Raw genomic sequence first — 22412 nt, 5'->3', positions numbered from 1 at the left:
ACAGGGATCACAGAGACTGAACCGGAGCGCACTTAAGCTTACCTAAGCTGAAGACGGGGCCTTGCCCCATGCAGGTGGCTCCGACGGTTTGAGGACTCGCGCTGCGCCGATATTGAGCAAACCCATCGCGCACCGGAATGACCTTCCGGCGCTGACAAATTGGAAATCGCCGTGAACGCATACAGTAAAACGCCGCTTCTCGACACCATCCGGACGCCGGAAGACCTGCGCAAGCTGAAGATCGAGCAGGTTCGCCAGGTCGCCGACGAGCTGCGGCAGGAGACCATCGATGCCGTCTCGGTGACCGGGGGTCACTTCGGCGCGGGTCTCGGCGTCGTCGAACTCACGACCGCGATCCATTACGTCTTCGACACGCCGCGCGACCGGCTGATCTGGGACGTCGGCCATCAGGCCTATCCGCACAAGATCCTCACCGGCCGGCGCGACCGCATCCGCACGCTGCGCACCGGCGGCGGCCTGTCCGGCTTCACCAAGCGCAGCGAGAGCGATTACGATCCGTTCGGCGCGGCGCATTCCTCGACCTCGATCTCGGCCGGCCTCGGCATGGCCGTGGCACGCGATCTCTCCGGCGGCAAGAACAACGTGATCGCCGTGATCGGTGATGGCGCGATGTCGGCGGGCATGGCCTACGAGGCCATGAACAATGCCGGTGCGATGAACTCGCGCCTGATCGTCATCCTCAACGACAACGACATGTCGATCGCGCCGCCGGTCGGCGCCATGAGCGCCTATCTGTCGCGCCTCTACTCCGGCAAGACCTATCGCACGCTGCGCGATGCGGCCAAGCAGATCAACAAGCGCCTGCCCAAGATCATCGCCAACCGCGCCAACCGTGTCGAGGAGTACTCCCGCGGCTTCATGATGGATGGCGGCACGCTGTTCGAGGAGCTCGGCTTCTATTACGTCGGCCCGATCGACGGTCACAATCTCGATCACCTTCTGCCCGTGCTGAAGAACGTGCGCGACATGGAGGAGGGACCGATCCTGGTCCACGTGGTGACGCAGAAGGGCAAGGGCTATGGCCCGGCGGAAGCGTCCGCCGACAAGTACCATGCCGTCGTCAAGTTCGACGTCGCGACCGGCACGCAGGCCAAAGCCAAGCCGAACGCGCCGGCCTACCAGAACGTGTTCGGCCAGAGCCTCGTCAAGGAAGCGCAGAAGGACGACAAGATCGTAGCCATCACCGCGGCCATGCCGTCGGGCACCGGCGTCGACATCTTCAACAAGGCGTTCCCCGACCGCACCTTCGACGTCGGCATCGCCGAGCAGCATGCGGTGACGTTCGCCGCCGGTCTTGCGACCGAAGGCTACAAGCCGTTCTGCGCGATCTACTCGACCTTCCTCCAGCGCGGCTACGACCAGATCGTGCATGACGTCGCAATTCAGAGCCTGCCCGTCCGCTTCGCCATCGACCGCGCAGGCCTGGTCGGCGCCGACGGCGCGACCCATGCCGGCTCGTTCGACAACGCCTATCTCGGCTGCCTGCCAAACATGGTGATCATGGCGGCGGCGGACGAGGCCGAGCTCGTGCATATGGTGGCGACGCAGGTCGCGATCGATGACCGTCCGAGCTCGTTGCGCTATCCGCGCGGCGAAGGCCGCGGCATCGAGATGCCCGAAGTCGGCATTCCGCTCGAAATCGGCAAGGGCCGCATGATCCGCCAGGGCAGCAAGATCGCCCTGCTCTCGTTCGGCACGCGCCTCGCCGAATGCGAGAAGGCGGCCGACGAGCTCGCAGCCCACGGCCTGTCGACCTCGATTGCGGATGCGCGCTTCATGAAGCCGCTCGACACCGAGCTGGTGCTCAAGCTCGCCCGCGACCATGAGATCCTGATCACGATCGAAGAAGGCTCGATCGGCGGCTTTGGCTCGCATGTCGCCCAGTTCCTGACCGATCAGGGCGTGCTGGACACCGGCATGGTCAAGTTCCGCTCGATGGTGCTGCCCGACGTGTTCCTGGATCACGACACGCCCGCCGCGATGTACGCCCGCGCCGGTCTCGACGCCAAGGGCATCGTCGCCAAGGTGTTCGAAGCGCTCGGCAAGGACGTCAAGGCCGAGACGGTCAAGCTGGCTTGATGTTCACCTCTCCCGTTTGCGGGAGCGGTCGACGCGAAGCGTCGCGTGAGGGCTCTTTCCTCTCGGGGGTTCTCGATCGAGGAGACACCCTCTCCCCAGTCCTTCCCCGCAAGCGGGGGAGGGAGCAGAGCACGCCCCGCGGCTCGGGTCTCGATCCATGATTTTCGGGCTTTGATCCCATGAAAATCTATCTTGCAGGCCCCGACGTGTTCCTGCCGGACGCGATCGAGATCGGCCGCCGCAAGATCGATATCTGCACGGCTCACGGTCTCACCGGCCTCTATCCGCTCGACAACGCGATCGACCTCACTGCGCCCGACGCTTCGCGGCAGATCTTTTGTGGCAACGAGGCGATGATGAACGAGGCCGATGCCATCATCGCCAATCTCACCCCGTTCCGCGGCGCAGGCGCCGATCCCGGTACCGTCTACGAACTCGGCTACATGGCCGGGCGGCGTAAATTCTGCCTCGCCTATTCCAATGATGGCGCCGCCTATGCCGACCGCGTCGGCCGTTTTATGGAGGTCGCCTCCGAGGATGGACGGCTGGTCGATGCGCAGGGACTGACGGTCGAGGATTTCGGCCTGGTCGACAACCTCATGATGATCCATGCGCTGGAGCGGCATGGCTGCCCGCTGGTGACGCCGGCCGAGATGCCAATCGATGTCTGGCACGATCTCGCCGCGTTCGAGGCTTGCGTCCGGATGGCGGCTGCGCGATTGATCGCTACATAAGCAGCTCAGTCGTGCCCATGAGAGCGTAATGTCCACTCCCCGCAAGCGCGCGGACGTATTGCTGGTCGAGCGCGGCCTGTTCGAAAGCCGGGCGCGGGCGCGCGCGGCGATCGAGGCCGGGCTGGTCACGGCCGATGACAAGCAGGTGACCAAGCCATCGGAGACGATCGCCGAGGACGCGGTGATCCAGGCCGAGCCGGCCCACCCCTATGTTTCCCGCGGCGGCGTCAAGCTCGCTGGCGCGCTCGAGCATTACCCGATTGAAATCGAGGATCATGTCTGCCTCGACGTCGGCGCCTCCACCGGCGGCTTCACCGAGGTGCTGCTGGCGAACGGGGCCAGCCTGGTGTTCGCCATCGACGTCGGCACCAGCCAGTTGCATCCCTCGCTGCGCGATCATCCCAAGATCGTGTCGATGGAGGAGACCGACATCCGGTCCTACGAAGGCAAGCGCCTGCCGGCGCGGCCCGATATCGTCGTCATCGACGTCAGCTTCATTTCGCTCAAGGCGGTGCTGCCGGTGGCGCTGTCGCTGGCAGCGGCGCCCATGAGCCTGCTGGCGCTGATCAAGCCGCAATTCGAGGCCGACCGGAAGCACAACAAGAAAGGCATCATCCGCGACACCGTCGTGCACCGGGAGATCTGTGACGACATCGCAGCGTTCGCGGCCTCGCTCGGCTGCACCGACATCGATGTGTTTCCGTCATCGATCACGGGGGGTGACGGCAACATCGAATTCTTCCTGGGCGCGCGGCGTGGTTGAGCGCCTGACGATCGATCACGTCGGCCATCGCGGCGACGGCGTCTCGCTGGCGACGGGCGAAGCGATCTATGTGCCCTATACGCTTCGAGGCGAGACCGTCGAGGTCGATCACGCCGCAGGCCATCATCCCGATCGCCGCAAGCTGCTCGCGGTGGACGTCGCAAGCCCCGAGCGCATCGAGCCGTTCTGCCCGCATTTCGGCGTCTGCGGCGGCTGCGCCATCCAGCATTGGGCGGCCGAGCCCTATCGCGCCTGGAAGCGCGGCATCGTGGTCGAGACGCTGGCGCAGGCCGGCGTGGATTGCGAAGTGGCGCCGCTGGTCGATGCGCACGGCGCGGGGCGCAGACGCATCACGCTGCACGGCCGGTTCGGCACGCATGACATCCTCAAGGTCGGCTTCTCCGCGGCGAGCTCGCACGACGTCATTCCGATCCATCGCTGCCCCATCCTTGATCCCGCGCTCGCCGGCGCGCTCGATGCCGCCTGGGCGCTCGCCGAGCCGCTGACGTCCAAGATGCCGGTGACGAAACCGCTCGACATCCAGGTCACCGCCACGGCCAACGGCCTCGATATCGACGTGCGCGGCTCCGGCCCGCTGCCGACGCCGCTGGTCACGGCGCTGTCGCGCGTCGCCGATCAGCACCGCTTGGCACGACTGACGCGGCATGGCGAGCTGGTGCTGCAACGCCTGCCGCCGACGGTGAAGATGGGCCGCGCGGAGGTGACGCTGCCGCCGGGCTCGTTCCTGCAGGCGACGGTCGCGGGCGAAGAGACGCTGGCGGCGCTCGTCGCCGAGCGCGTCGGCAAGGCCAAGGAAGTTCTCGACCTCTTCTGCGGCGTCGGCCCGTTTGCGTTGAGGCTCGCCGAGAAGGCCCGCGTCACTGCCTATGACAGCGACGCCGGCGCGATCGCCGCGCTCGCGAAAGCGGCGCGCACGCCCGGCCTGAAGCCAATCAAAGCCGAGCCACGCGACCTGTTCCGCCGTCCCCTGGTCCCGCCGGAGCTGCGCGACTTCGACGCGGTGGTGTTCGACCCGCCGCGCCAGGGCGCGCAGGCCCAGGCGCTGAAGCTCGCCGCTAGCAAGGTGCCTGTCGTGATCGCCGTGTCCTGCAACGTCGCGACCTTTGCCCGCGATGCGCGACTGCTGATCGACGGCGGCTATCGGCTGGAGGCGGTGGTGCCGGTCGACCAGTTCCGGCACACGCCGCATGTGGAGCTGGTGGCGCGGCTTACGCGCTAAAGCGCAATGAGAGCAGGATGAACCGCCGCGCTTTAGGTTTTGTTTTGAGCATGATCTTTTCGGAAAACGGCTTCGCACTTTCCGGATCATGCTCTAGCGCCGCAGGCCGCCCAAAACCGGCGACTCGCCGGGGAGCATCGAGGAGTTGATGTCGCTGTCCATGCGTCCCGATTGCTGCTGGCTGAAACCGGCGCCGAACGACAGGCTGAGGTTGGGGGTCGGCTTGAACTCGACACCCGCGAACGCACCATAACCGGGCGTGGCGGTGGAGGTCAGCGGCGCCAGCGAGCTGCCGATGCCATTGCCGTACTTCAACGTATCGAAACCGGCGAAGAACGTGACAGGCAAACCACCTGCCGCCTTGGTGGTGTAGCCGAACTGCGTGCTGTCATAGGACAGCGCGCTGAAATTGGCGGCCGAACCAGCCTGGTTGAAGCCGCTCAAACCAAAATTGCCGCGCTCGCTGCCGACGAAGAAACCATTCGCATAGCTGGTGCGCCAAGCCGCATCGCCGGCATTGAAGCTCGAGAAGCTGCCGTAAGTATCGGAGTTCTGGTCCGCACCGTTACCAAGGCCGAAAGGCCCGCCGGGTATCCAATATCTCAGCGGCGCAACCTGCGCATGAACAGGTGCGCCGGTCAGGCAGAGCACTGCGAGAGTTGCAAGAGCACATGAATCTGCGACGTTGAACATTCAGATGACCGTCAAGAGTTTTGCAAATTATACTCGCCGGACCTTACCAATGCCAGCGGAGCGATCCGGCCGACGTCACGGCGCGGGCCTTCCGGAGAGTTGCACCTGATGTTCCTCGATCCCTTGCTCACCCGCCTGACCCCCATTCTTGCGGAGGTACCGGGCGTTCAGGCCGTGGTGCTCGGCGGCTCACGCGCGCGGGGCAGCGTGCATCCCTCCTCCGACTACGACATCGGGCTATGCCGAGCTCGCGGCCGCACGCGCAGGAGGGCTTGAGGGCGTTCGTGGAGCGGCCGCCGAAATGGCGAAAGGCAGCTTTCAGGCCGTCTTGTCGATCGAAGACGAGGAGTCCGCCGGCGGATATTTCGTCACCGGCACCATGAAAGATTTTGTGCCGACCTGATAGATGACCTTGCCATTCTGTCCGTCGTCGGTTGCGATCTGCGCCTGCCCGAACATGATGACGTTCTTGTAGACGGTGCCGGTGCCCTGGCGGGTGACGCCGTCGGTGGTGACGCTGACCTGGGCTTCCTTGCCGTTGACCGAGAGCACCTTGAAGCTCGCGCTCTTGCCGTTATCGCTGGAATAGCCGCCCCAGCTTCCCATGAGGCGGCTGTCGGAAGCCGGCGGTTCCTGCTTCTCGAGATTGGCGCTCTGCTTGCCAGCGCCGCCCGCCGAGAACAACAGCACCATGCTCTTACCGTCCTTGGTGCCGACCGTGACCCCGCCGAAGGTGATCAGCGAGCCATTGACCTCGGCAAAGCCCCGCTCGGTATGCCCGTTATGAGTGTACTCGACCTGCGCCCGGGCACCGCGGATGTTCACGACCTTGAAGCTGACAGGCTGGTTGTTGCCGACCCAATTGCCCTTCCATTCACCGAGCAATTTGCTCTGGTGAAAGACCCGCTCATTGGCGGGCGAAATCTGGCTGGTGCTCGAGGCGACGATGGCCATTGGTCTGCTCGGTGGACGGGTTCGACGAACCCCCGCTCTCGATCGCGCCCGACAGCAGGGTCAAAACAGCAATCGGAAACGAACTGAAGCAGTCGAATTAGGGCCATGTGCCGGTTAACGAGCGGTTAAATTCAACCGTCGGGCGGGATGAGGCGAAAGGTCCCAATCGCCGTGCGCCATTAGCGGCCCCAGCGGTCCGACCAGATCTTCTCGCCGATCATGCAATTGACGCGCGGCTCCTTGTCCGCAACCCGCATCACGGGGCGCTCCGGCGTGCGGCCGGCGACCTCCATCAGCAGCTTGGTGCGGATCGCTTCCTTGAACTTGTCGCGGTCCTTGATCGTGATGACGAAAGAGCCGGGACCGCCGATGACGCAGTCCTCGTAGTAGAAGTCGAGATTGTCGATATCCATGGTCGAATAGGATGGCTCCTTGACCATGATTGGCAGACCGTTGATGACGATGCCCTTCTCGAGCGCGGCATCGCGCGCCACCGTGACCGGGCCGCCATTGTTGTTGGGGCCGTCGCCGGAAACGTCGATCACGCGACGCAAGCCCCGGTAGGGATCCTCGTCGAACAGCGGCATCGCGAACGTGATCGCGCCGGAGATCGAGGTGCGCGAGGCGCGCCGGATCGGCGTCTTCATGATCTCGGCGGCGACCGCATCCGCGGTCTCGGGGCCGTCGATCAGCCGCCAGGGGATGATGATCTTCTGGTCGCTGGAAGCGGCCCACTCGAAATAGGTCACGGCGATGCGGCCGTTCGGACCGAGCTTCAGCGCCTGGAGGAATTCCTTCGACTGGATCGCCTGCGCGTAGCCTTCGCGCTGGATCGCGAGCTCGTCCATGTCCATGGAGTAGGACACGTCGACGGCGAGGATCAGTTCGACGTCGACCGTCTGCGCATCCTTGTCGGCAACCGGCCGCTGCGCCTGATTCTCGGGCAGCTCGAATTTTGGTCCTGGCGCCGCGATGCCCGCGACTTCCCCTCCGGCAAGCACGCCGGCCACCAGTACAGCCCCGATCGAGAACAGCAAGCGCATCGCACCAGTCTCCCGTCGTATGACGCGATGGTGACATGCAATCGCCTTGCCGCAAAGTGCGAAGATCGCTTGCGCTTCACATTCGAGTTAGGATCGGCCCAATTTGCGCAAAGCTGCCGCGCTGTTGCCGCGCTCGCGCCGCCGGAACACGAGCGGTCATATACGCACCGGCACTCCGGGGCGCTTCGCAGAGCCAAGCCCGGATGTAATGATGTGGTGTGTAGGCACACTTCCCCGCCCACTTGTCCGGCGCAATTTCCATGCTAGGCTGGACCCACAGATGGGGATGGAGTCCCCCGACAACCGCCCGGCGGTCGATGATCGTAGTGGGCTGATGACTCCTGCTTGAGGTGGGGCAATCGTTAGGCCTTCGCCTTTGGTGGGAGCATGGACCAACCCGCCGATGGCGGGTTTTTTGTTGCCTGGTGACGAAGGCCAGCAAGCCAGGGCAGGAGAAGGCGAAGACGTGACGACGACGACACCGAATGCCGCGCGCGCCTCACTGCCCAGGGGAATCTGGGTGCTCGGCTTCGTCTCGATGCTGATGGACATCTCCTCCGAGATGATCCATGCGCTGCTGCCGGTCTATCTCGTCACCGTGCTCGGCGCCTCCACGCTCACGGTCGGTTTCATCGAGGGCATTGCCGAGGCGACCGCCTCGATCACGAAAATCTTCTCCGGCGCCCTGTCGGACTGGCTTGGTCGGCGCAAGCTGCTCGCCGCGCTCGGCTATGGGCTAGCCGCTTTCACCAAACCGCTGTTTCCGCTCGCGTCGAGCGTCGGGTGGCTGGTGGCGGCGCGCTTCATCGATCGCGTCGGCAAGGGCATTCGCGGCGCGCCGCGCGATGCCCTGATCGCCGACATCGCTCCCATCGGCCTGCGCGGCGCGAGCTTTGGCCTGCGACAATCGCTCGACACGATCGGTGCCTTCGTCGGGCCGCTCGCGGCCATCGGCCTGATGTGGTGGACGGCGGACAATTTTACGATCGTGTTCTGGGTTGCGGTGCTGCCGGCCTTCCTGTCCTTCGGACTGATCGCACTTGCCGTGCACGAGCCGGCGGATCCGAGCCGGGAGCCTGCGAAGAACCCGCTCAATCTTGCCGCGATGCGGCAGCTCGGATCGGTCTACTGGCGCGTCGTCGCGGTCGGCGTCGTCTTCACGCTCGCGCGCTTCAGCGAGGCCTTCCTGATCCTGCGCGCGCAGAACATCGGGCTCAATGCGATGTGGGTGCCGGCGGTGCTGGTGCTGATGAACGTCGCTTATGCACTGTCGGCCTATCCGGCCGGCGTGCTGTCGGACCGGATCAACCGAACCGGCCTGCTCGCGCTCGGCCTCATCTTCCTTGCCGGGGCCGACCTCGCGCTGGCATTGCTCCCGAGCCTTGCAGGCCTCGCGCTCGGCGTCGTGCTGTGGGGGCTGCATATGGGATTGACGCAAGGCCTGCTCTCGGCCCTCGTCGCCGACGCCGCGCCGCCGAGCCTGCGCGGCACCGCGTTCGGCTATTTCAACCTGTTCACGGGCCTCGCCTTGTTAGCCGCGAGCGTGATCGCCGGCGCGTTGTGGGATGCCTACGGTCCGGCAGGCACGTTTCTGGCAGGGCTCGGCTTTGCGCTGATCTCGCTCGTAGGACTGCTTGCCGTCGGCAACGGTCTGGCAGCGGAGCAAAAATGATGAGGGGGAGCTTTTCGTCGTGCTGAGTGGAGTGCTTGCGATCATGATCGGGAGCGTGCTCGGCGGCTGCGCGCGCTATTTCGTGTCCGGCGCGATCGCGCGGCGGCTGGGCGAGACGTTTCCGTGGGGCACCATGACGATCAACGTCACCGGCGCCTTCCTGATCGGCATTGTTGGCGCGCTCGCGGCCCATCCCGGCTCGGTTTTCGCCACGCCCAACCCTTGGCTGTTCGCGGTGACCGGCTTTCTCGGCTGCTACACCACGGTGTCCTCGTTCAGCCTGCAAACCCTGACGCTGGCGCGGAGCGGCGAGCCAATGCACGCACTCGGCAACGTCGTGTTCTCGGTCGGGCTGTGCCTCGCCGCCGTTAGTTGCGGCTTTCTCCTTGCGGACAGTCTTGGAGGATAGCAGCACATGAGCGTCCCCTCCTCCGCCGATCGCTGGCGTAGCGCGATACTTTACACCTGGGTTGCCGGCGGCAGCATCGTCGGCGGGCTGACGCGTTATCTGGTCGGTCTCGCGCTCGACACCGGGCCGGGCTTTCCCTTCGCCACGCTGTTCATCAACGCGACGGGATCGTTGATCATCGGCTTCTACGCGACGCTGACCGGCCCCGACGGCCGCGTGCTGGCGCGGCCCGAGCACCGACAGTTCGTCATGACCGGGTTCTGCGGCGGCTACACCACGTTCTCCACCTTCAGCCTGGAGACCTTCCGCCTGCTCCACGGCGGCATGAAATACACCGCGCTCGCCTACATTGCCGCGTCCGTGATCTGCTGGCTGGTGTCGGTCTGGATCGGCCATATGATGGCGAGCCGCTATAACGGCTTGACAAGGAGCTGACCATGCAAATCCCCGCTCAGGCAGTTTCGCTCCGGATCTTCATCGGCGAGAGCGACCATTTCGACGGCAAGCCGCTCTATGAAGCGATCGTGATGACGGCGCGCGAGCGGCACCTCGCCGGCGCCACCGTGCTGCGCGGTCCGATGGGCTTCGGCAGGTCGAGCCGGCTGCACACGTCGAAGATCCTGCGACTTTCGGAAGACCTGCCGCTGCTGATCGAGATCGTCGACAGCGAGGACAACATCAACGCATTCCTGCCCATCCTCGATGGCATGATGTCGAGCGGGCTGATCACCTTGGAGAAGGTGCAGGTCCTGCAATATGGTGCGAAGGTCGCGAGCTGATCCCTCCAGCAGGAACCCGAGCCCGCCGTGTCCGGGAGGCGGAATGAACGATACCGTTACCACACCGAAAACCAGGACGAAGACCAAGGTCGAGCGGCCGAAGCTGCACAAGGTCATCCTGATCAACGATGACTACACGCCGCGCGAATTCGTCACGATGGTGCTCAAGGCCGAATTCCGCATGACCGAGGATCAGGCCTACAAGGTGATGATCACCGCGCACAAGCTGGGCGCCTGCGTCGTCGCCGTGTTCACCAAGGACGTCGCCGAGACCAAGGCGACGCGCGCCACCGATGCCGGACGCGCCAAGGGTTATCCGCTGCTGTTCACGACGGAGCCGGAGGAATAGGCGCCGCCTGCCCGCTTCGGGTCAATTTTAGCGATCCGTGCTACCGCAGGTTTAATCTCCTGTGTCACCACCATGCGATGACAGTCACACTGCGCAAACAACTCGAGCTCAAGCCGGCCCGCCCCGAAACCTCGTTCGGTCCGTTCAGGCTGCTGCATGCCCTGCCCTGGCTGATCCTGGCGGCCGCGATGCGTGTGATCGCGTTCGGCGGCGGCGCCGTGGCGTTGCCCGCAATCATCGTTTCCGACATTTCGGTGCTGCTGGCCTTCTTTGCGACGGCGCAACAATCGATCGAGGCGGCGGGTGGCCAATCCTCGCTGGGTGCGCTGACAATGGGCGAGCAGTTCAAGCTTTCCTTCTCGATCCTGTGGCGGATCATGCTCGTGATGATCGCAGCTGCGCTCAGCGCCGCAGCGGCCGGTTACGGAGCTACGTATCATCTCATGGCCGGCCTCGACGGCATGGCGTTCGATCAGTTCACCCATCCCGGACGTTTCTGGAGCGCATGGATCGCCGCGATCGTGCTGCTCATGATCGTGCGTGCCGAGCGCGACGACGGCAGGGTCGCCCTGTTTGCGGCGATCGGCGAATTCGCACGACGCGGGCTGTGGCTCGGCGCCGCCGTCATCGCCCTCGGCGTCATCAACGTGGCTCTCGCCTATGGACAGGAGGCGGTGCGTACCGCGATCTGGAACTTCTGGCAGACCTCGTCCTCGACGCAGTTCACCAAGAACCTGATCTATTTCGTCTTCATCTTCAGCTTCGCCATGCTGCGGCTGTGGATCACCTTGAGGGTGCTGACTCTCGGTCTGAAACAGTCTTATGTTCGCGACAGCTAGAGCCGCCGGCAGCGCCAGCCCTAGAGCGCGATGCGAATAGAACGAATCGTCATCGCGCTTTAGATTGTTGTTGAACATGATCTCTTCGGAAAACCGCTGCGCACCTTTCCGGATCATGCTTTAGGCCATCACCACCGGCGTCTCTTCCGCCAGCCCGTACACGCGCTGCGCCTTGGAAAAGCCCGCGATCGGAAACTCGCCGAGCTCGTGCCAGTGGTGGTGGCAGACATTGGCAAAACCCTCCGAGGCGACGACGGTCCGGCCCAGCCGCCCCGTGATCTTCTCCAGCCGGGCCGCGAGATTGACGGCGGGGCCAATGCAGGTGAAGTCCAGCCGGTTGCCGCCGCCGATATTGCCGTAGAGGATGTTGCCGACGTGCAGCGCGACCCCGAAACGGAAGCGCTCGACGGCATCGCCGACCGGAAACGCGAGCGACTCCACGCTGGCGCGCGCTTCGCGCGCGGCCTCCAGCACGCGCGCGCAGACATGGGCAGCATCGCCGACATATTCGTCGATCGGAAACACCGCGAGCAGGCCGTCGCCCATGAATTTCAGCACCTCGCCGCCATGGCCCCGGATCGCGGTGACCTGGCAATCGAAATAATGGTTGAGGATCGCGACCACCGTCTCGGCCGGCAGCCGGTCCGACAGCGCGGTGAAGCCGCGCAGGTCCGACAGCCAGATCACCGCCTGCATGGTGTCGGTGTGGCCACGGCGAATCTGGCCCCCGAGAATGCGCGCGCCGGCGCGGTTGCCGACATAGGTGTCGAGCAGCATCTCGGCGGTGCGCCGCAGGCTGATGATCTCGCTGACGCGCGCCAGCGGCGCTATGATGGTTCGGATCGCCGCGATGTCGTCGTCGCTGAAGCCGCCGGGATGCTGCGTGATCCAGCTCGTCGCGTGGATGGATCCGTCGAGAAACGGCACCGGCACCGCGATATAGTCGGTCGCGCCTTCGGCACGCATGTCGTCGAGGAACGGAAATCGCTTGCTGTCAGGATCGCTCGCGCGTCCCCTGACCTCCAGCCTCTGCTCGAACACGATGCGGAGCGGGCTGCGGGCGAATTCGGGCGTGTCCAGAATATCGAAATCGACGCTGCCGATTTCGACCTCCTCGCCCTGCCGCCATATGAAGTTGCGACCGAAGATTTCCGGATGCAGCGTGCGGATGAAGATACCGAACCGCCACAGCGGCAGGCCGGCCGCGACCAGACGTTCGCAGAAATCGGCGATCATCTCGGCCGGCTCTTGCGACGTCCAAGCGCCGTCGATCAGCCAGTTGGTAATGCGCTGGAGCTCGGAGCTGTTCATGTCCGCATTTGCGGACGAAGTTGCGGGCCCGTCAAGCTGCGCGGAGAGCTTGTGGTGCGACACGAACGCCGGCGGCGGCGTTCAGCTCTACCGGTCGGGGAGAGGTGAAAAACTAGCGTCCGACTTGGCCGCGATCGCGCAAAAAGTGGTCGGCCAGCACGCAGGCCATCATGGCCTCACCGACGGGGACGGCACGGATGCCGACGCAGGGGTCGTGGCGGCCCTTGGTGAAGATCTCGGTATCAGTGCCCTTGCGGTCGACGGTGAGGCGCGGCTGCAGGATCGACGAGGTCGGCTTCACTGCGAAGCGCACCACCACCGGCTGTCCGGTGGAGATGCCGCCCAGAACGCCGCCGGCATGGTTGGAGAGAAAGCGCGTGCCGTCGTTGCCGGTGCGCATCTCGTCGGCGTTCTCCTCGCCGGTCAATTCGGCCGCGCCAAAGCCGGCGCCGATCTCGACGCCCTTCACGGCGTTGATGGTCATCATCGCGGCGGCCAGATCGGAGTCGAGCTTGGCATAGATCGGCGCGCCAAGGCCTGCCGGCACGCCTTCGGCGACAACCTCGATCACCGCGCCGATCGAGGAGCCGCTCTTGCGGATGCCGTCGAGATAGGTCTCGAAGAAGGCGGCCTTGTCCTTGTCGGGACAGAAGAACGGATTTTTCCCGATCTCGTCCCAGTCCCATTTGGTGCGGTCGATCTTGTGCGGGCCCATCTGCACCAGCGCGCCGCGCACCTTGACGTCGGGCAGCACTTTTCGCGCGATCGCACCGGCGGCAACGCGCGTCGCGGTCTCGCGCGCCGAGGAGCGCCCGCCGCCGCGATAGTCGCGCAGGCCGTACTTCGCCTCATAGGTGAAGTCGGCATGACCAGGCCGAAACTTGTCCTTGATCTCGGAATAGTCCTTCGAGCGCTGGTCGGTGTTCTCGATCAGGAGCCCGATCGGGGTGCCCGTCGTTACCTGCACGCCGGTCTCCGGATGCGCCATCACGCCGGACAGGATCTTCACCTGGTCCGGCTCCTGGCGCTGGGTGGTGAAGCGCGACTGGCCCGGCCGGCGGCGGTCGAGGTCGCCCTGGATGTCGCTCTCGCTGAGCGGGATCATGGGAGGACAGCCGTCGACCACGCAGCCGATCGCCACTCCGTGGCTCTCGCCGAAGGTGGTGACACGGAACATGTGGCCGAAGGTGTTGAAGGACATGCTTGGCTGTCGCCTGTGCTTACTTTTTACATAAACGTTGTATGTCAACGTCGTAGCCCCGAGGGCCACGGCATTCAAGCCTAGTTCCGTCACTCCGGGGCGATGCAGAGCATCGAACCCGGAATCTCGAGATTCCCGGTTCGCCCTTCGGGCGCCCCGGGATGACGAAATCTCGCCTAATAAAACTTCTCCAGCCGGCCGTCGCGGAACACGTAGACGGCGCCCTGCTGGATATAGAGGTCGGCGGCGCTGGCGGGGGTCTCGATGCCCAAAGCCACCATCAGGGCCCGGCAGGTGCCGCCATGGGCGACCGCGACGGTATCGACCAGAAGCGACTCGTACCAATCGAGGACGCGCAGCTGTACGGCCGCATAGGTCTCGCCGCCAGCGGGCGCGACCGTCCATTTGTCGGCGAGGCGCCTTGCATAGACATCAGGATCGGAGGCCTCGCTTTCGGCCAATGTCAGCCCCTCCCACGTGCCGTAGCCGATCTCCCGCAGGCGGTCGTCGAGCGAGTAATCGGCAAGCGGCAATTCAAGCTTGCGGCGGACCAGTTCCATGGTCTGGCGCGCACGCCCGAGCGGGCTCGAGACGTAGGGCAGCGCCGCCTTGTCCTTGCCGTCGCGCCTGAACAGATCGGCCAGAACGTCAGCCGCGTGCGCGGCCTGGCTGCGGCCACGTGCGTTCAGCGGGATGTCCTGGGTGCCCTGAAGCCGCCCGAGCGCGTTCCACTCGGTCTCGCCGTGGCGCAGAAAGTAGATCGTAGGCACGGGCATTGCCGCTGAAAGTTAGTCCTTGCCACCCAGCGAGATATCAGGCGCGTCCGGGCGCTTCATGCCGAGCACGTGATAGCCGGAATCGACGTGGTGAACCTCGCCGGTCACGCCGCGCGACAAGTCGGAGAGGAAATACAGCGCGCTGCCACCGACGTCTTCGGTCGAAACGTTGCGCCGCATCGGCGCGTTGTACTCGTTCCACTTCAGGATATAGCGGAAATCGCCGATGCCGGACGCGGCGAGCGTCTTGATGGGACCTGCCGAGATCGCGTTGACGCGGATGTTTTTCTCGCCGAGATCGGCGGCGAGATAGCGCACGCTGGCTTCCAGCGCGGCCTTGGCCACGCCCATGACGTTGTAATGCGGCATCCATTTCTCGGCACCGTAATAGCTGAGCGTGATGAGCGAGCCGCCGTCCGTCATCAGCTTCTCGGCGCGCTGCGCCACCGCGGTGAACGAGTAGCAGGAGATCAGCATCGACTTCGAAAAATTCTCCTGCGTGGTGTCGACGTAGCGACCGTCGAGCTGCTCGCCATAGGCGATCGCGTGCACCAGGAAGTCGATCTTGCCCCATTTCTCCTTCAGCACCGCGAAGGCGGCGTCGATGGTGGCAGCGTCGGTGACGTCGCAATGGCCGAGCACGAGACCGCCGACCTCCGCGGCGAGCGGCTCGACGCGCTTCTTCAGCGCATCGCCCTGATAGGTGAAGGCGAGCTCGGCACCGGCCGCGCGGCATGCCTTGGCGATGCCCCAGGCGATCGAGCGGTTGTTGGCAACACCGAGGATCACGCCCCGTTTGCCCTGCATCAGACCTGAATTCTGCGCCATTTCTCAACGTCCCATCGAGCGGGTTAAGGTCTGGAGGTACACCAGCCCTCCTTCGCGGTACAGTCCTAATGCACGGCGTTAACGCTGTTTCGAGCGCCGGAATAGCCGTTTCATTCGGGTGTTATGATCGTTGAGGCGCTCGCGCCGGACACTGGGACGTGAAAACCGCAATGAATGCGTTTCGCCAGAGTGTGGAAGCCATGATCCCGGCGTTGCGCCGCTATGCCCGCGCGCTCACGCGCGATGGGGATGCGGCCGACGATCTGGTGCAGGATACGTTGGTGCGCGCGCTGCGCTCCGAGCGCCTGTTCCTCGGAGGCGACGTCAGGAGCTGGCTCTACACGATCCTGACCAACCTCAACAAGAACCGGCGGCGCTCACTGGCGAGGCGGCCGCAATTGATGCCGCTGACCGAAAACAATCCGGACGCCAGCGGGACCGAGGCCGAAGGACGCGATATCGAGAAGGCGCTGGCCACCCTCGTCGAGGAGCAGCGTTCGGTGCTGCTGCTGGTGATGCTGGAGGGCATGAGCTATCGCGAGGTCGCCGACATTCAGGGCGTGCCGATCGGCACCGTGATGTCGCGCCTGGCGCGCGCCCGCGCCCACGTCAAAGCCTCGCTGAACGGCGAGCGCCCGGCGCTCAGGCGGGTGAAATGATGGCAGAGTTGATGCATCGCGTGTTGTCCGCCCACATGCCGATGGAGCGAGCGACATTGAGCCACGAAGAACATTTTGGGCCCCAGAGCCAGAGACAACCGATATGAACGATCGCAAGATCCCGGTGACCGAAGACGAGCTGCACGCCTATGTCGACGGCGAGCTGCCGGCCGAACGTCGCGCCGATGTCGAGGCCTGGCTTGCCGCCAACCCTGGCGAGGCCGAGCGTGTGCAGTCGTGGCGCGCCATGACCGAGATGCTGCACGCCCGCTACGATTCCATCGCCCACGAGCCGGTGCCGGCACGGCTGGAGCTTGAGCGGCTGGAGCGCCGCCCGCGGCAATGGCTCTATGGCGCCGCCGCGGCTGTGCTGGTTGCCTTCGTTGCCGGCGGCACAGCCGGGTGGGTGGCGCATGGCGCCGCCAACGCGCCCTCGACCTTCCAGAGCTTCACGGCCGACGCGCTCGACGCCCACCGCCTCTACGTCGTCGAGGTCCGCCACCCTGTCGAGGTCGGCGGCAACGAGCGTGACCACCTGCAGGCTTGGCTGACACGGCGCTGCGGCTGGACTGTGTTCGCTCCGAACCTGGAGGCGAGCGGGCTGAAGCTCGTCGGCGGCCGGCTCTTGCCGGGCCCGAACGGTCCGGCGTCGTTCCTGATGTATGAAGGCGCCTCCGGCGAGCGGTACACGATCTACGCCGCCAAGACCGAGAACGGCGCGACACAGATGCGCTATGCCAAGACGGATAAGGACGGTGCGCTGTTCTGGGCCGAACGTGGAGTTGGCTACGTCGTCAGCGGCGGTACCGATCGTGACCGGCTGACCAAGGTGGCCCAGGCCGTGTACGACCAAGCCGAGAAGAACGGGAGGTAGACAACCCGAGCAAACGCGTGCCTCGATTCCGTCATTGAAAATTTGGAATCACGACATCGGCGCGTCTCATTATCGCACCGGATGATCACGCGAAAATGCGCAGCGTTCGATCCGCCGATCGACGCGGGCGGCCTCGATTGGGGTTTTTGGTACCGCGCTGGTCCCCCTCTCGAGGCCGCACCTTTTTGTCGGCTGCCCCGCCGGACAGCTGACACGTCTCAAACATCTGCGTCGAAGCGCGACTACGCTTCAGGCGTGGGTTGAGCATCATCCTTTCGGGAAGAGAATGCTCCGATCGTCGAGGCGGGCTCGGATAGCGCCCTGTCGTTCGCGCATAACCTTTTCAAAAAACCGCTGCGCCGTTTTCCGGATCGTGCGTTAGCCGAGTCCGCTCCGTGGATTGTAGCGGTGTTGGTCCCGCCACTTTTCCATCAATGCTTCAAGCTCAGCGTCGTTCCCGTCCGGTAGCATAATCCTGATTGTCACGAAGAGATCCCCGGTTCCACCCGCCTTCGGCAGCCCTTTGCCCTTGAGGCGGAAGGTCCGACCGCTGGAGGTGTTTTTCGGCACCGAGAGCTCCACGGCGTTGCCGAGCGTAGGCACGCGGACCTTGGCGCCGAGCACCGCCTCGTACAGAGTGACCGGCAGATCGATGCGCAAGTCGGCGCCTTCGACCTTAAAGTAGGGGTGGGGCGCGATGTTGATGGTGATCAGGAGATCGCCGGGCGGATGGCCTTGCGCACTTTCGCCCTGCCCCCGCAGCCGGATCTGCTGGCCTTCGGTGACGCCAGCCGGAATCTTGACATTAAGCTCCTTGCCCGTCGGCAGCCGGACGCGCTTCTCGCCGCCCTTGACCGCCTCTTCCAGCGAGACGGACATGGCAACGTTCACGTCGAGATCGAGTCCGATCCCGCCGGTGTCGAAGTCGAACTGGGCCGCCCCAGCCCCAGGGCGCGCGCCACGCATCCCACCCCCGAACATGCTGTTGAGGATATCCTCGAACGCACCGCCGCCAGGGGCGCCACCCGCACCGCCGCTCCGGAATGTATAGCTCTCGAAACCGCCGGGCCCTGCGCGGCCGCGCGGCCCGCCGCCACCCGGAAAGCCCTGGAAGCGCGGCTTGCCCTCGGCGTCGATCTCGCCGCGGTCGAACTGCTTGCGCTTGTCCTCGTCGCCCAGAATCTCGTTGGCCGAATTGATCTCGGCGAAGCGCTCGGCGGCCTTCGGGTCACCCTTGTTGTTGTCGGGATGATGCCTCTTGGCAAGCTTGCGATAGGCGCTCTTGATGGCGGCAGCGCTGGCGCTCCGCGGCACCCCCAAGACCTCATAGGGGTCGCGCATCCGTCACGTCTCCTTCAAGAAATCGAATTGTTCAAAGGGCTCCCTGCCCCACCTGCCAGTCATGTGGGGAGAGAGTGGCATTTTTGCAACTAGGGGCGCGTGCTGACTCTAGATGGTTCGAGCATGATCTTAGCGGAAGACCGGTTCCCACATTCGCGAGGGTGGCCCTTCGCGTCCGGATCATGCTCAGCTCCGCCACGGCTTTAGCGTATGAATCTCCCAACGGCCATGGCTGCTTTGGCAGCCGGCGCCCTGGAGCCAGCTTTCGGTATTGCCGTTGACATAGCTTGCCAGAAAGTCGCGGCACTTGCGGCCGTCTTCGGCGGCATAGGATTGCGCGATCGGGGTGACCGAGCCGCGCGCGCCGGTCTCCGGGTTCTCCCAGTGCTGGCTCGAATCCTTGTCGCCCTTGCTGAGGACGTCCGAGGCAGCGTTGCGGGCGAAGGCGAGATCAGTCTCGGTCGGCGGGGCGTCCTTCGCCGGCCGCGCGATCGATCCAGTCAGGTCGCTGTCGTCGGCCCTGGCATAGGCGCTGCTGTCGTTGCGCGAAAAGCTGCAGCCGCCGGCACCAAGCCCGATCAGAATCAGCGTCATGACGAAGCCGGACGGTCGGATCGTCGATAGGCCAACGCGTCGCCATGCCCTATATAGGGCCGTAGCGGACAACAGCGCGTTTTGGGCCGCGGGACGCAATTCGGACTCCAGACATGACCGACACGACCTCGATGAAACACCAGACACCCTTAACATCCGGTGATTTCACCACCGCCGACGAGCCATTTGCGCTGTTCGAGGCCTGGCTGAACGAGGCGATCAAGAGCGAGCCGAACGATCCGAACGCGATGGCGCTCGCGACCGTGGACGCGGACGGGCTTCCGGACGTGCGCATGGTGCTGATGAAGGGCTTCGATACCGAGGGTTTCGTCTTCTACAGCCACATCGCAAGCCAGAAGGGCCGCGAACTCGCCGCAAATCCTAAGGCAGCATTACTTTTCCACTGGAAGTCACTGCGCCGTCAGGTCCGCATCCGCGGCAACGTGACGCCGGTGACCGACGCCGAGGCCGATGCCTATTTCGCCACCCGCCCCAAGCAGGCGCAGATCGGCGCCTGGGCGAGCAAGCAGTCCGAGCCGCTGGAGAGCCGCTTCGCGTTCGAACAGGCCATCGCAAAAGTCGCGGCCAAATACGTCATCGGCGAGGTGCCGCGGCCGCCGGGCTGGAGCGGCTGGCGCATCGCGCCGATGCGGATCGAGTTTTGGCACGACCGCCCATTCCGCCTACACGACCGCATCGAATTTCGCCGTGACGCGGCCGGTCGACCGTGGTCCAAGACGCGGATGTATCCTTGAGCCTTGTCTCCAGCTTTCCGACCTGAAAGATGTCCATGCCGCATTCATCCAATGTGCCGCGTCGTACGCTGCTCCTGACCGGAGCCAGCCGCGGCATCGGCCACGCCACCGTGATCCGGTTCTCCTCGGCCGGCTGGCGCGTCATCACCTGCTCACGGCATCCTTTCCCGGAAGACTGCCCGTGGGACGCAGGCCCCGAGGACCACATCCAGGTCGACCTCGGCGATCCCCAGGATACCGCGCGCGCGATCACCGAGATCCGGCGCCGGCTCGAGGGCGGCACGCTGCATGCGCTGGTGAACAACGCCGCGATCTCGCCGAAGGGCCCGGACGGCGCGCGGCTCGGTTCGGTCGACACCGACCTCGATACCTGGACGCACGTCTTCAACGTCAACTTTTTCGCGCCGATCAGGATGGCGCGCGGACTCATCGAAGAGCTGAAGGCGGCAAAAGGATCAGTCGTCAACGTCACCTCGATCGCGGGCTCGCGCGTCCATCCCTTCGCCGGCGCCGCCTACGCGACGTCCAAGGCTGCGCTCGCCTCGCTGACGCGCGAGATGGCTTCCGACTTCGGCCGCATCGGCGTGCGCGTCAACGCGATCGCGCCGGGCGAGATCGACACCTCGATCCTGTCACCCGGCACCGAGAAGATCGTCGAGCAGCAGATCCCGATGCACCGGCTCGGCACGCCTGACGAGGTTGCCAAGATCATCTACGTGCTGTGCACGGACACCAGTTCCTACGTCAACGGCGCCGAGATCCACATCAACGGCGGCCAGCACGTGTGATTGCTTTTGCCGATGATTGGGCTGTTAGCTGCTTAGGCAAGCAAGGCGATCCAGACAACGCCGCCGCAAGACCTGGATCGCCCTTCCTTCCGTTCCTCAATCGAGTCGAATCCGACGCGACCTCTCGCGCGGCCGTGGAGCGGCCGCGTTGAATGCTGTCGAGCAGTCGTCGTCGTTCTCGCCGTCGAGCAGCGGAGCACCACAGTGCCGGCACATGCGTGCCGACAATGACGGCGCCTTGCCGCTCGTCACGACCTGTCGATAGTTCGCCAGATCGATAACGTTGCGGGGCGTCGTTATGTGTTTTTCAACCATGGCTGTTCCTCGCGGCTAACACGCTGCTTATCGCAGACAAGTTTCGCGCAAACGTTCAGCCCACCGCTCAAATTTTACCGGAGGAATTGGGGCACAGAGCACAGGTCACCGCACCGCCTCAATCCCGCTCTATTCTGCGACACGATCGACTATGTCTGTGCGACTGGCGTAAGGTCTCGGTAGGGATCTTTGCTTGAGCATGATCTCGGCGCAAACGCGTTCGCGTTTGTCGCGAGGGAAAACCGCCGCACATTTTGCGCTAACGCGGCCCTCCGGGTCGGATCATGCTCCTACAGCCACTTCTTCCACTTGAAGATCCAGTACGGGACGATCGCCGCGATCAACATCATCACCAGCGCCATCGGATAGCCGTGGACCCATTCGAGTTCCGGCATGATCTTGAAATTCATGCCGTAGATCGAGGCGATCAGCGTCGGCGGCATCAGGACGACGGCCATGACCGAGAACAGCTTGATGATGTTGTTCTGCTCGAGATTGACGACGCCGAGCATGGCGTCGAGCACGAAAGTGATCTTGTTGGAGAGATAGGATGCGTGATCGGTCAGCGAGGCCACGTCGCGCTGCATGGTCTTGAGCTGCTCGCGCATATCCTTCGACCATTTCACGCCTTCGACCACTGCGGACAAGAAGGTCACGACGCGGCCGATCGACACCAGGCTCTCGCGAACCTTCGAGGTCAGATCGCCCTTGCGGCCGATCGAGATCAGGATCTGTGAAAATCGCTTGGCCTGTCCGTGGCGCTCGCTCTCGGGCTCGAAGATGTCGTGCGAGACCTGGTCGATCTCGGCGCCGCAGCGCTCCAGAATGTCGGCGCAGCGGTCGATCACCGCGTCCAGGAGTTCCATCAGCACCATCTCGCCGGTGATCGCCGGCGTGCAGGAGCGGGCGAGCTTGGCCTCGACCAGGGCGAACGGCTTTGGCAAGTCATACCGCACCGTCACCAGGCGGTGGTCGCCGAGGATGAAGGTCACTGCCGTGGTCCGGGGCATATCGGTATCGGAGTGGCACATCAGCGTCGCGGTCATGTAGCGCGCGCCGTTCTCGATATAGAGCCGGCTGGAGATCTCGATCTCCTGCATGTCTTCGCGGGTCGGGATCGCGATTCCCGCCAGCCGCTCCACCGCCTTGTCCTCGGCCGCACTCGGGTTGACGAGGTCGATCCAGACCGCGCTCTCAGGCAGCGCAGTGAGATCCTCGATGACGGCCTTCTTGAGGGAGGCCTCGGAGGGAATAAACACCGAAAACATGACAACTCCAGAGAACCTGCGACGGAATGACAGCCACGCCCTTAGCGCGATTCTGACAAGTTCACGATGACAGTCGGATTAACGGAGCGTTGGTATGTGGGGCGGGGCCGCGGCTCAACTGTGGCAC

Annotated in this window: 26 protein-coding genes and 1 riboswitch; of the genes, 15 read left to right on the top strand and 11 right to left on the bottom strand. The window is 64.4% G+C overall.

Annotation, left to right across the window (positions count from 1 at the left end):
- The first annotated feature begins 171 nt into the window (after positions 1–171).
- The 4 genes from dxs (at position 172) to IVA87_RS06660 (ending at position 4837) form a co-directional block, all read left to right on the top strand.
- Complete coding sequence (gene dxs, locus IVA87_RS06675) at positions 172–2100, top strand: 1-deoxy-D-xylulose-5-phosphate synthase (protein WP_247279195.1); 1929 nt, start codon at positions 172–174, stop codon at positions 2098–2100.
- A 179-nt stretch (positions 2101–2279) separates the two neighbouring features.
- Entirely contained in the window at positions 2280–2834 is a 555-nt protein-coding gene (locus IVA87_RS06670; protein WP_247303195.1) for a nucleoside 2-deoxyribosyltransferase, read from the top strand.
- Between the two features lie 28 nt (positions 2835–2862).
- On the top strand, positions 2863–3597 hold the full coding sequence (locus IVA87_RS06665) for a TlyA family RNA methyltransferase (RefSeq protein ID WP_247303196.1): 735 nt from the start codon (positions 2863–2865) through the stop codon (positions 3595–3597).
- Positions 3590–4837 carry a methyltransferase gene (locus IVA87_RS06660; RefSeq protein ID WP_247303198.1) on the top strand — a complete coding sequence of 416 codons (1248 nt, stop codon included), beginning with the start codon at positions 3590–3592 and terminating at the stop codon, positions 4835–4837. The genes IVA87_RS06665 and IVA87_RS06660 overlap by 8 nt, the downstream gene beginning before the upstream one ends.
- A gap of 93 nt (positions 4838–4930) precedes the next feature.
- On the opposite strand, the gene IVA87_RS06655 is transcribed toward IVA87_RS06660, so the two are convergent.
- Complete coding sequence (locus IVA87_RS06655; RefSeq protein ID WP_247303200.1) at positions 4931–5530, bottom strand: hypothetical protein; 600 nt, start codon at positions 5528–5530, stop codon at positions 4931–4933.
- 108 nt (positions 5531–5638) lie between these two features.
- Here IVA87_RS06655 and IVA87_RS35090 point away from each other — a divergent pair, with 108 nt between their 5' ends.
- Entirely contained in the window at positions 5639–5806 is a 168-nt protein-coding gene (locus tag IVA87_RS35090) for a nucleotidyltransferase domain-containing protein (protein WP_247303202.1), read from the top strand.
- A 42-nt stretch (positions 5807–5848) separates the two neighbouring features.
- Here IVA87_RS35090 and IVA87_RS06650 read toward each other — a convergent pair whose 3' ends face one another.
- Both IVA87_RS06650 and IVA87_RS06645 read right to left on the bottom strand, forming a co-directional pair.
- Positions 5849–6484, bottom strand: a complete 636-nt coding sequence (locus IVA87_RS06650; protein ID WP_247303204.1) for a hypothetical protein — start codon at positions 6482–6484, stop codon at positions 5849–5851.
- 179 nt (positions 6485–6663) lie between these two features.
- Complete coding sequence (locus IVA87_RS06645; RefSeq protein WP_247303206.1) at positions 6664–7527, bottom strand: DUF1194 domain-containing protein; 864 nt, start codon at positions 7525–7527, stop codon at positions 6664–6666.
- A 273-nt stretch (positions 7528–7800) separates the two neighbouring features.
- A riboswitch (Fluoride riboswitch) is annotated at positions 7801–7878 on the top strand.
- Between the two features lie 115 nt (positions 7879–7993).
- Between IVA87_RS06645 and IVA87_RS06640 the strand changes: the two genes are divergently transcribed.
- The 6 genes from IVA87_RS06640 (at position 7994) to IVA87_RS06615 (ending at position 11575) form a co-directional block, all read left to right on the top strand.
- Positions 7994–9199, top strand: a complete 1206-nt coding sequence (locus IVA87_RS06640; RefSeq protein ID WP_247303207.1) for an MFS transporter — start codon at positions 7994–7996, stop codon at positions 9197–9199.
- A 19-nt stretch (positions 9200–9218) separates the two neighbouring features.
- Positions 9219–9608 carry a fluoride efflux transporter CrcB gene (gene crcB / locus IVA87_RS06635; protein ID WP_247303210.1) on the top strand — a complete coding sequence of 130 codons (390 nt, stop codon included), beginning with the start codon at positions 9219–9221 and terminating at the stop codon, positions 9606–9608.
- Positions 9609–9614: 6 nt separating this feature from the next.
- Positions 9615–10043: a fluoride efflux transporter CrcB gene (crcB, locus tag IVA87_RS06630; RefSeq protein WP_247333044.1), complete on the top strand. Its 429-nt coding sequence runs from the start codon at positions 9615–9617 to the stop codon at positions 10041–10043.
- Between the two features lie 2 nt (positions 10044–10045).
- Positions 10046–10387 (top strand): DUF190 domain-containing protein, encoded by a 342-nt coding sequence (locus IVA87_RS06625; protein WP_247303213.1) that lies wholly within the window; start codon positions 10046–10048, stop codon positions 10385–10387.
- A 43-nt stretch (positions 10388–10430) separates the two neighbouring features.
- The gene (gene clpS / locus IVA87_RS06620; protein WP_057753578.1) at positions 10431–10736 is read left to right on the top strand and encodes an ATP-dependent Clp protease adapter ClpS; all 306 of its coding nucleotides are present in this window, start codon (positions 10431–10433) and stop codon (positions 10734–10736) included.
- A gap of 77 nt (positions 10737–10813) precedes the next feature.
- Positions 10814–11575 carry a hypothetical protein gene (locus IVA87_RS06615; protein WP_247303215.1) on the top strand — a complete coding sequence of 254 codons (762 nt, stop codon included), beginning with the start codon at positions 10814–10816 and terminating at the stop codon, positions 11573–11575.
- 120 nt (positions 11576–11695) lie between these two features.
- Here IVA87_RS06615 and IVA87_RS06610 read toward each other — a convergent pair whose 3' ends face one another.
- From IVA87_RS06610 to fabI, 4 genes are all read right to left on the bottom strand, one after another.
- The gene (locus IVA87_RS06610) at positions 11696–12886 is read right to left on the bottom strand and encodes an adenylate/guanylate cyclase domain-containing protein (RefSeq protein WP_247303216.1); all 1191 of its coding nucleotides are present in this window, start codon (positions 12884–12886) and stop codon (positions 11696–11698) included.
- A gap of 112 nt (positions 12887–12998) precedes the next feature.
- A complete protein-coding gene (gene aroC, locus IVA87_RS06605; RefSeq protein ID WP_247303217.1) occupies positions 12999–14087 on the bottom strand; it encodes a chorismate synthase in 1089 nt (362 codons plus the stop codon).
- A 176-nt stretch (positions 14088–14263) separates the two neighbouring features.
- A complete protein-coding gene (locus IVA87_RS06600; RefSeq protein WP_247303218.1) occupies positions 14264–14863 on the bottom strand; it encodes a histidine phosphatase family protein in 600 nt (199 codons plus the stop codon).
- Between the two features lie 12 nt (positions 14864–14875).
- Complete coding sequence (fabI, locus tag IVA87_RS06595) at positions 14876–15691, bottom strand: enoyl-ACP reductase FabI (protein ID WP_247303219.1); 816 nt, start codon at positions 15689–15691, stop codon at positions 14876–14878.
- A 170-nt stretch (positions 15692–15861) separates the two neighbouring features.
- Here fabI and IVA87_RS06590 point away from each other — a divergent pair, with 170 nt between their 5' ends.
- Together IVA87_RS06590 and IVA87_RS06585 are read left to right on the top strand one after the other, a co-directional pair.
- Positions 15862–16350: an RNA polymerase sigma factor gene (locus IVA87_RS06590; protein WP_247303220.1), complete on the top strand. Its 489-nt coding sequence runs from the start codon at positions 15862–15864 to the stop codon at positions 16348–16350.
- 103 nt (positions 16351–16453) lie between these two features.
- Positions 16454–17224: an anti-sigma factor gene (locus IVA87_RS06585; protein ID WP_247333042.1), complete on the top strand. Its 771-nt coding sequence runs from the start codon at positions 16454–16456 to the stop codon at positions 17222–17224.
- A 378-nt stretch (positions 17225–17602) separates the two neighbouring features.
- Here the strand turns inward: IVA87_RS06585 and IVA87_RS06580 are convergent, their stop codons facing one another.
- The gene (locus IVA87_RS06580; protein WP_247303222.1) at positions 17603–18565 is read right to left on the bottom strand and encodes a J domain-containing protein; all 963 of its coding nucleotides are present in this window, start codon (positions 18563–18565) and stop codon (positions 17603–17605) included.
- Between the two features lie 186 nt (positions 18566–18751).
- Positions 18752–19159 (bottom strand): RT0821/Lpp0805 family surface protein, encoded by a 408-nt coding sequence (locus IVA87_RS06575; RefSeq protein ID WP_247303223.1) that lies wholly within the window; start codon positions 19157–19159, stop codon positions 18752–18754.
- A 113-nt stretch (positions 19160–19272) separates the two neighbouring features.
- Here IVA87_RS06575 and pdxH point away from each other — a divergent pair, with 113 nt between their 5' ends.
- On the top strand, positions 19273–19914 hold the full coding sequence (pdxH, locus tag IVA87_RS06570) for a pyridoxamine 5'-phosphate oxidase (RefSeq protein ID WP_247333039.1): 642 nt from the start codon (positions 19273–19275) through the stop codon (positions 19912–19914).
- 35 nt (positions 19915–19949) lie between these two features.
- Entirely contained in the window at positions 19950–20702 is a 753-nt protein-coding gene (locus IVA87_RS06565; protein ID WP_247303227.1) for an SDR family oxidoreductase, read from the top strand.
- A gap of 96 nt (positions 20703–20798) precedes the next feature.
- Here the strand turns inward: IVA87_RS06565 and IVA87_RS06560 are convergent, their stop codons facing one another.
- Positions 20799–21017 (bottom strand): hypothetical protein, encoded by a 219-nt coding sequence (locus IVA87_RS06560; RefSeq protein WP_247279174.1) that lies wholly within the window; start codon positions 21015–21017, stop codon positions 20799–20801.
- Between the two features lie 290 nt (positions 21018–21307).
- On the bottom strand, positions 21308–22285 hold the full coding sequence (locus IVA87_RS06555) for a magnesium transporter CorA family protein (protein WP_247333038.1): 978 nt from the start codon (positions 22283–22285) through the stop codon (positions 21308–21310).
- Between the last annotated feature and the right edge of the window lie 127 nt (positions 22286–22412).

It is taken from the genome of Bradyrhizobium sp. 147 (genome assembly GCF_023073935.1).
In the GTDB taxonomy this organism is placed as follows: domain Bacteria; phylum Pseudomonadota; class Alphaproteobacteria; order Rhizobiales; family Xanthobacteraceae; genus Bradyrhizobium.
Note: the sequence above shows the minus strand (reverse complement) of the source record. Positions and strands in the feature narration are given on the sequence as shown.

Bases quoted from the DNA above. Each gene is read 5' to 3' on its own strand.
- IVA87_RS06650 (WP_247303204.1), bottom strand. From the start codon at position 6,484: ATGGCCATCGTCGCCTCGAGCACCAGCCAGATTTCGCCCGCCAATGAG.
- IVA87_RS06610 (WP_247303216.1), bottom strand. From the start codon at position 12,886: ATGAACAGCTCCGAGCTCCAGCGCATTACCAACTGGCTGATCGACGGC.
- IVA87_RS06565 (WP_247303227.1), top strand. From the start codon at position 19,950: ATGCCGCATTCATCCAATGTGCCGCGTCGTACGCTGCTCCTGACCGGA.
- IVA87_RS06645 (WP_247303206.1), bottom strand. From the start codon at position 7,527: ATGCGCTTGCTGTTCTCGATCGGGGCTGTACTGGTGGCCGGCGTGCTT.
- IVA87_RS06615 (WP_247303215.1), top strand. From the start codon at position 10,814: ATGACAGTCACACTGCGCAAACAACTCGAGCTCAAGCCGGCCCGCCCC.
- IVA87_RS06590 (WP_247303220.1), top strand. From the start codon at position 15,862: ATGAATGCGTTTCGCCAGAGTGTGGAAGCCATGATCCCGGCGTTGCGC.
- fabI (WP_247303219.1), bottom strand. From the start codon at position 15,691: ATGGCGCAGAATTCAGGTCTGATGCAGGGCAAACGGGGCGTGATCCTC.
- pdxH (WP_247333039.1), top strand. From the start codon at position 19,273: ATGACCGACACGACCTCGATGAAACACCAGACACCCTTAACATCCGGT.
- IVA87_RS06560 (WP_247279174.1), bottom strand. From the start codon at position 21,017: ATGGTTGAAAAACACATAACGACGCCCCGCAACGTTATCGATCTGGCG.
- aroC (WP_247303217.1), bottom strand. From the start codon at position 14,087: ATGTCCTTCAACACCTTCGGCCACATGTTCCGTGTCACCACCTTCGGC.
- IVA87_RS06555 (WP_247333038.1), bottom strand. From the start codon at position 22,285: ATGTTTTCGGTGTTTATTCCCTCCGAGGCCTCCCTCAAGAAGGCCGTC.
- IVA87_RS06585 (WP_247333042.1), top strand. From the start codon at position 16,454: ATGAACGATCGCAAGATCCCGGTGACCGAAGACGAGCTGCACGCCTAT.
- IVA87_RS06575 (WP_247303223.1), bottom strand. From the start codon at position 19,159: ATGACGCTGATTCTGATCGGGCTTGGTGCCGGCGGCTGCAGCTTTTCG.
- IVA87_RS06625 (WP_247303213.1), top strand. From the start codon at position 10,046: ATGCAAATCCCCGCTCAGGCAGTTTCGCTCCGGATCTTCATCGGCGAG.
- IVA87_RS06580 (WP_247303222.1), bottom strand. From the start codon at position 18,565: ATGCGCGACCCCTATGAGGTCTTGGGGGTGCCGCGGAGCGCCAGCGCT.
- IVA87_RS35090 (WP_247303202.1), top strand. From the start codon at position 5,639: ATGTTCCTCGATCCCTTGCTCACCCGCCTGACCCCCATTCTTGCGGAG.
- IVA87_RS06600 (WP_247303218.1), bottom strand. From the start codon at position 14,863: ATGCCCGTGCCTACGATCTACTTTCTGCGCCACGGCGAGACCGAGTGG.
- clpS (WP_057753578.1), top strand. From the start codon at position 10,431: ATGAACGATACCGTTACCACACCGAAAACCAGGACGAAGACCAAGGTC.
- IVA87_RS06670 (WP_247303195.1), top strand. From the start codon at position 2,280: ATGAAAATCTATCTTGCAGGCCCCGACGTGTTCCTGCCGGACGCGATC.
- IVA87_RS06655 (WP_247303200.1), bottom strand. From the start codon at position 5,530: ATGTTCAACGTCGCAGATTCATGTGCTCTTGCAACTCTCGCAGTGCTC.
- crcB (WP_247333044.1), top strand. From the start codon at position 9,615: ATGAGCGTCCCCTCCTCCGCCGATCGCTGGCGTAGCGCGATACTTTAC.
- IVA87_RS06665 (WP_247303196.1), top strand. From the start codon at position 2,863: ATGTCCACTCCCCGCAAGCGCGCGGACGTATTGCTGGTCGAGCGCGGC.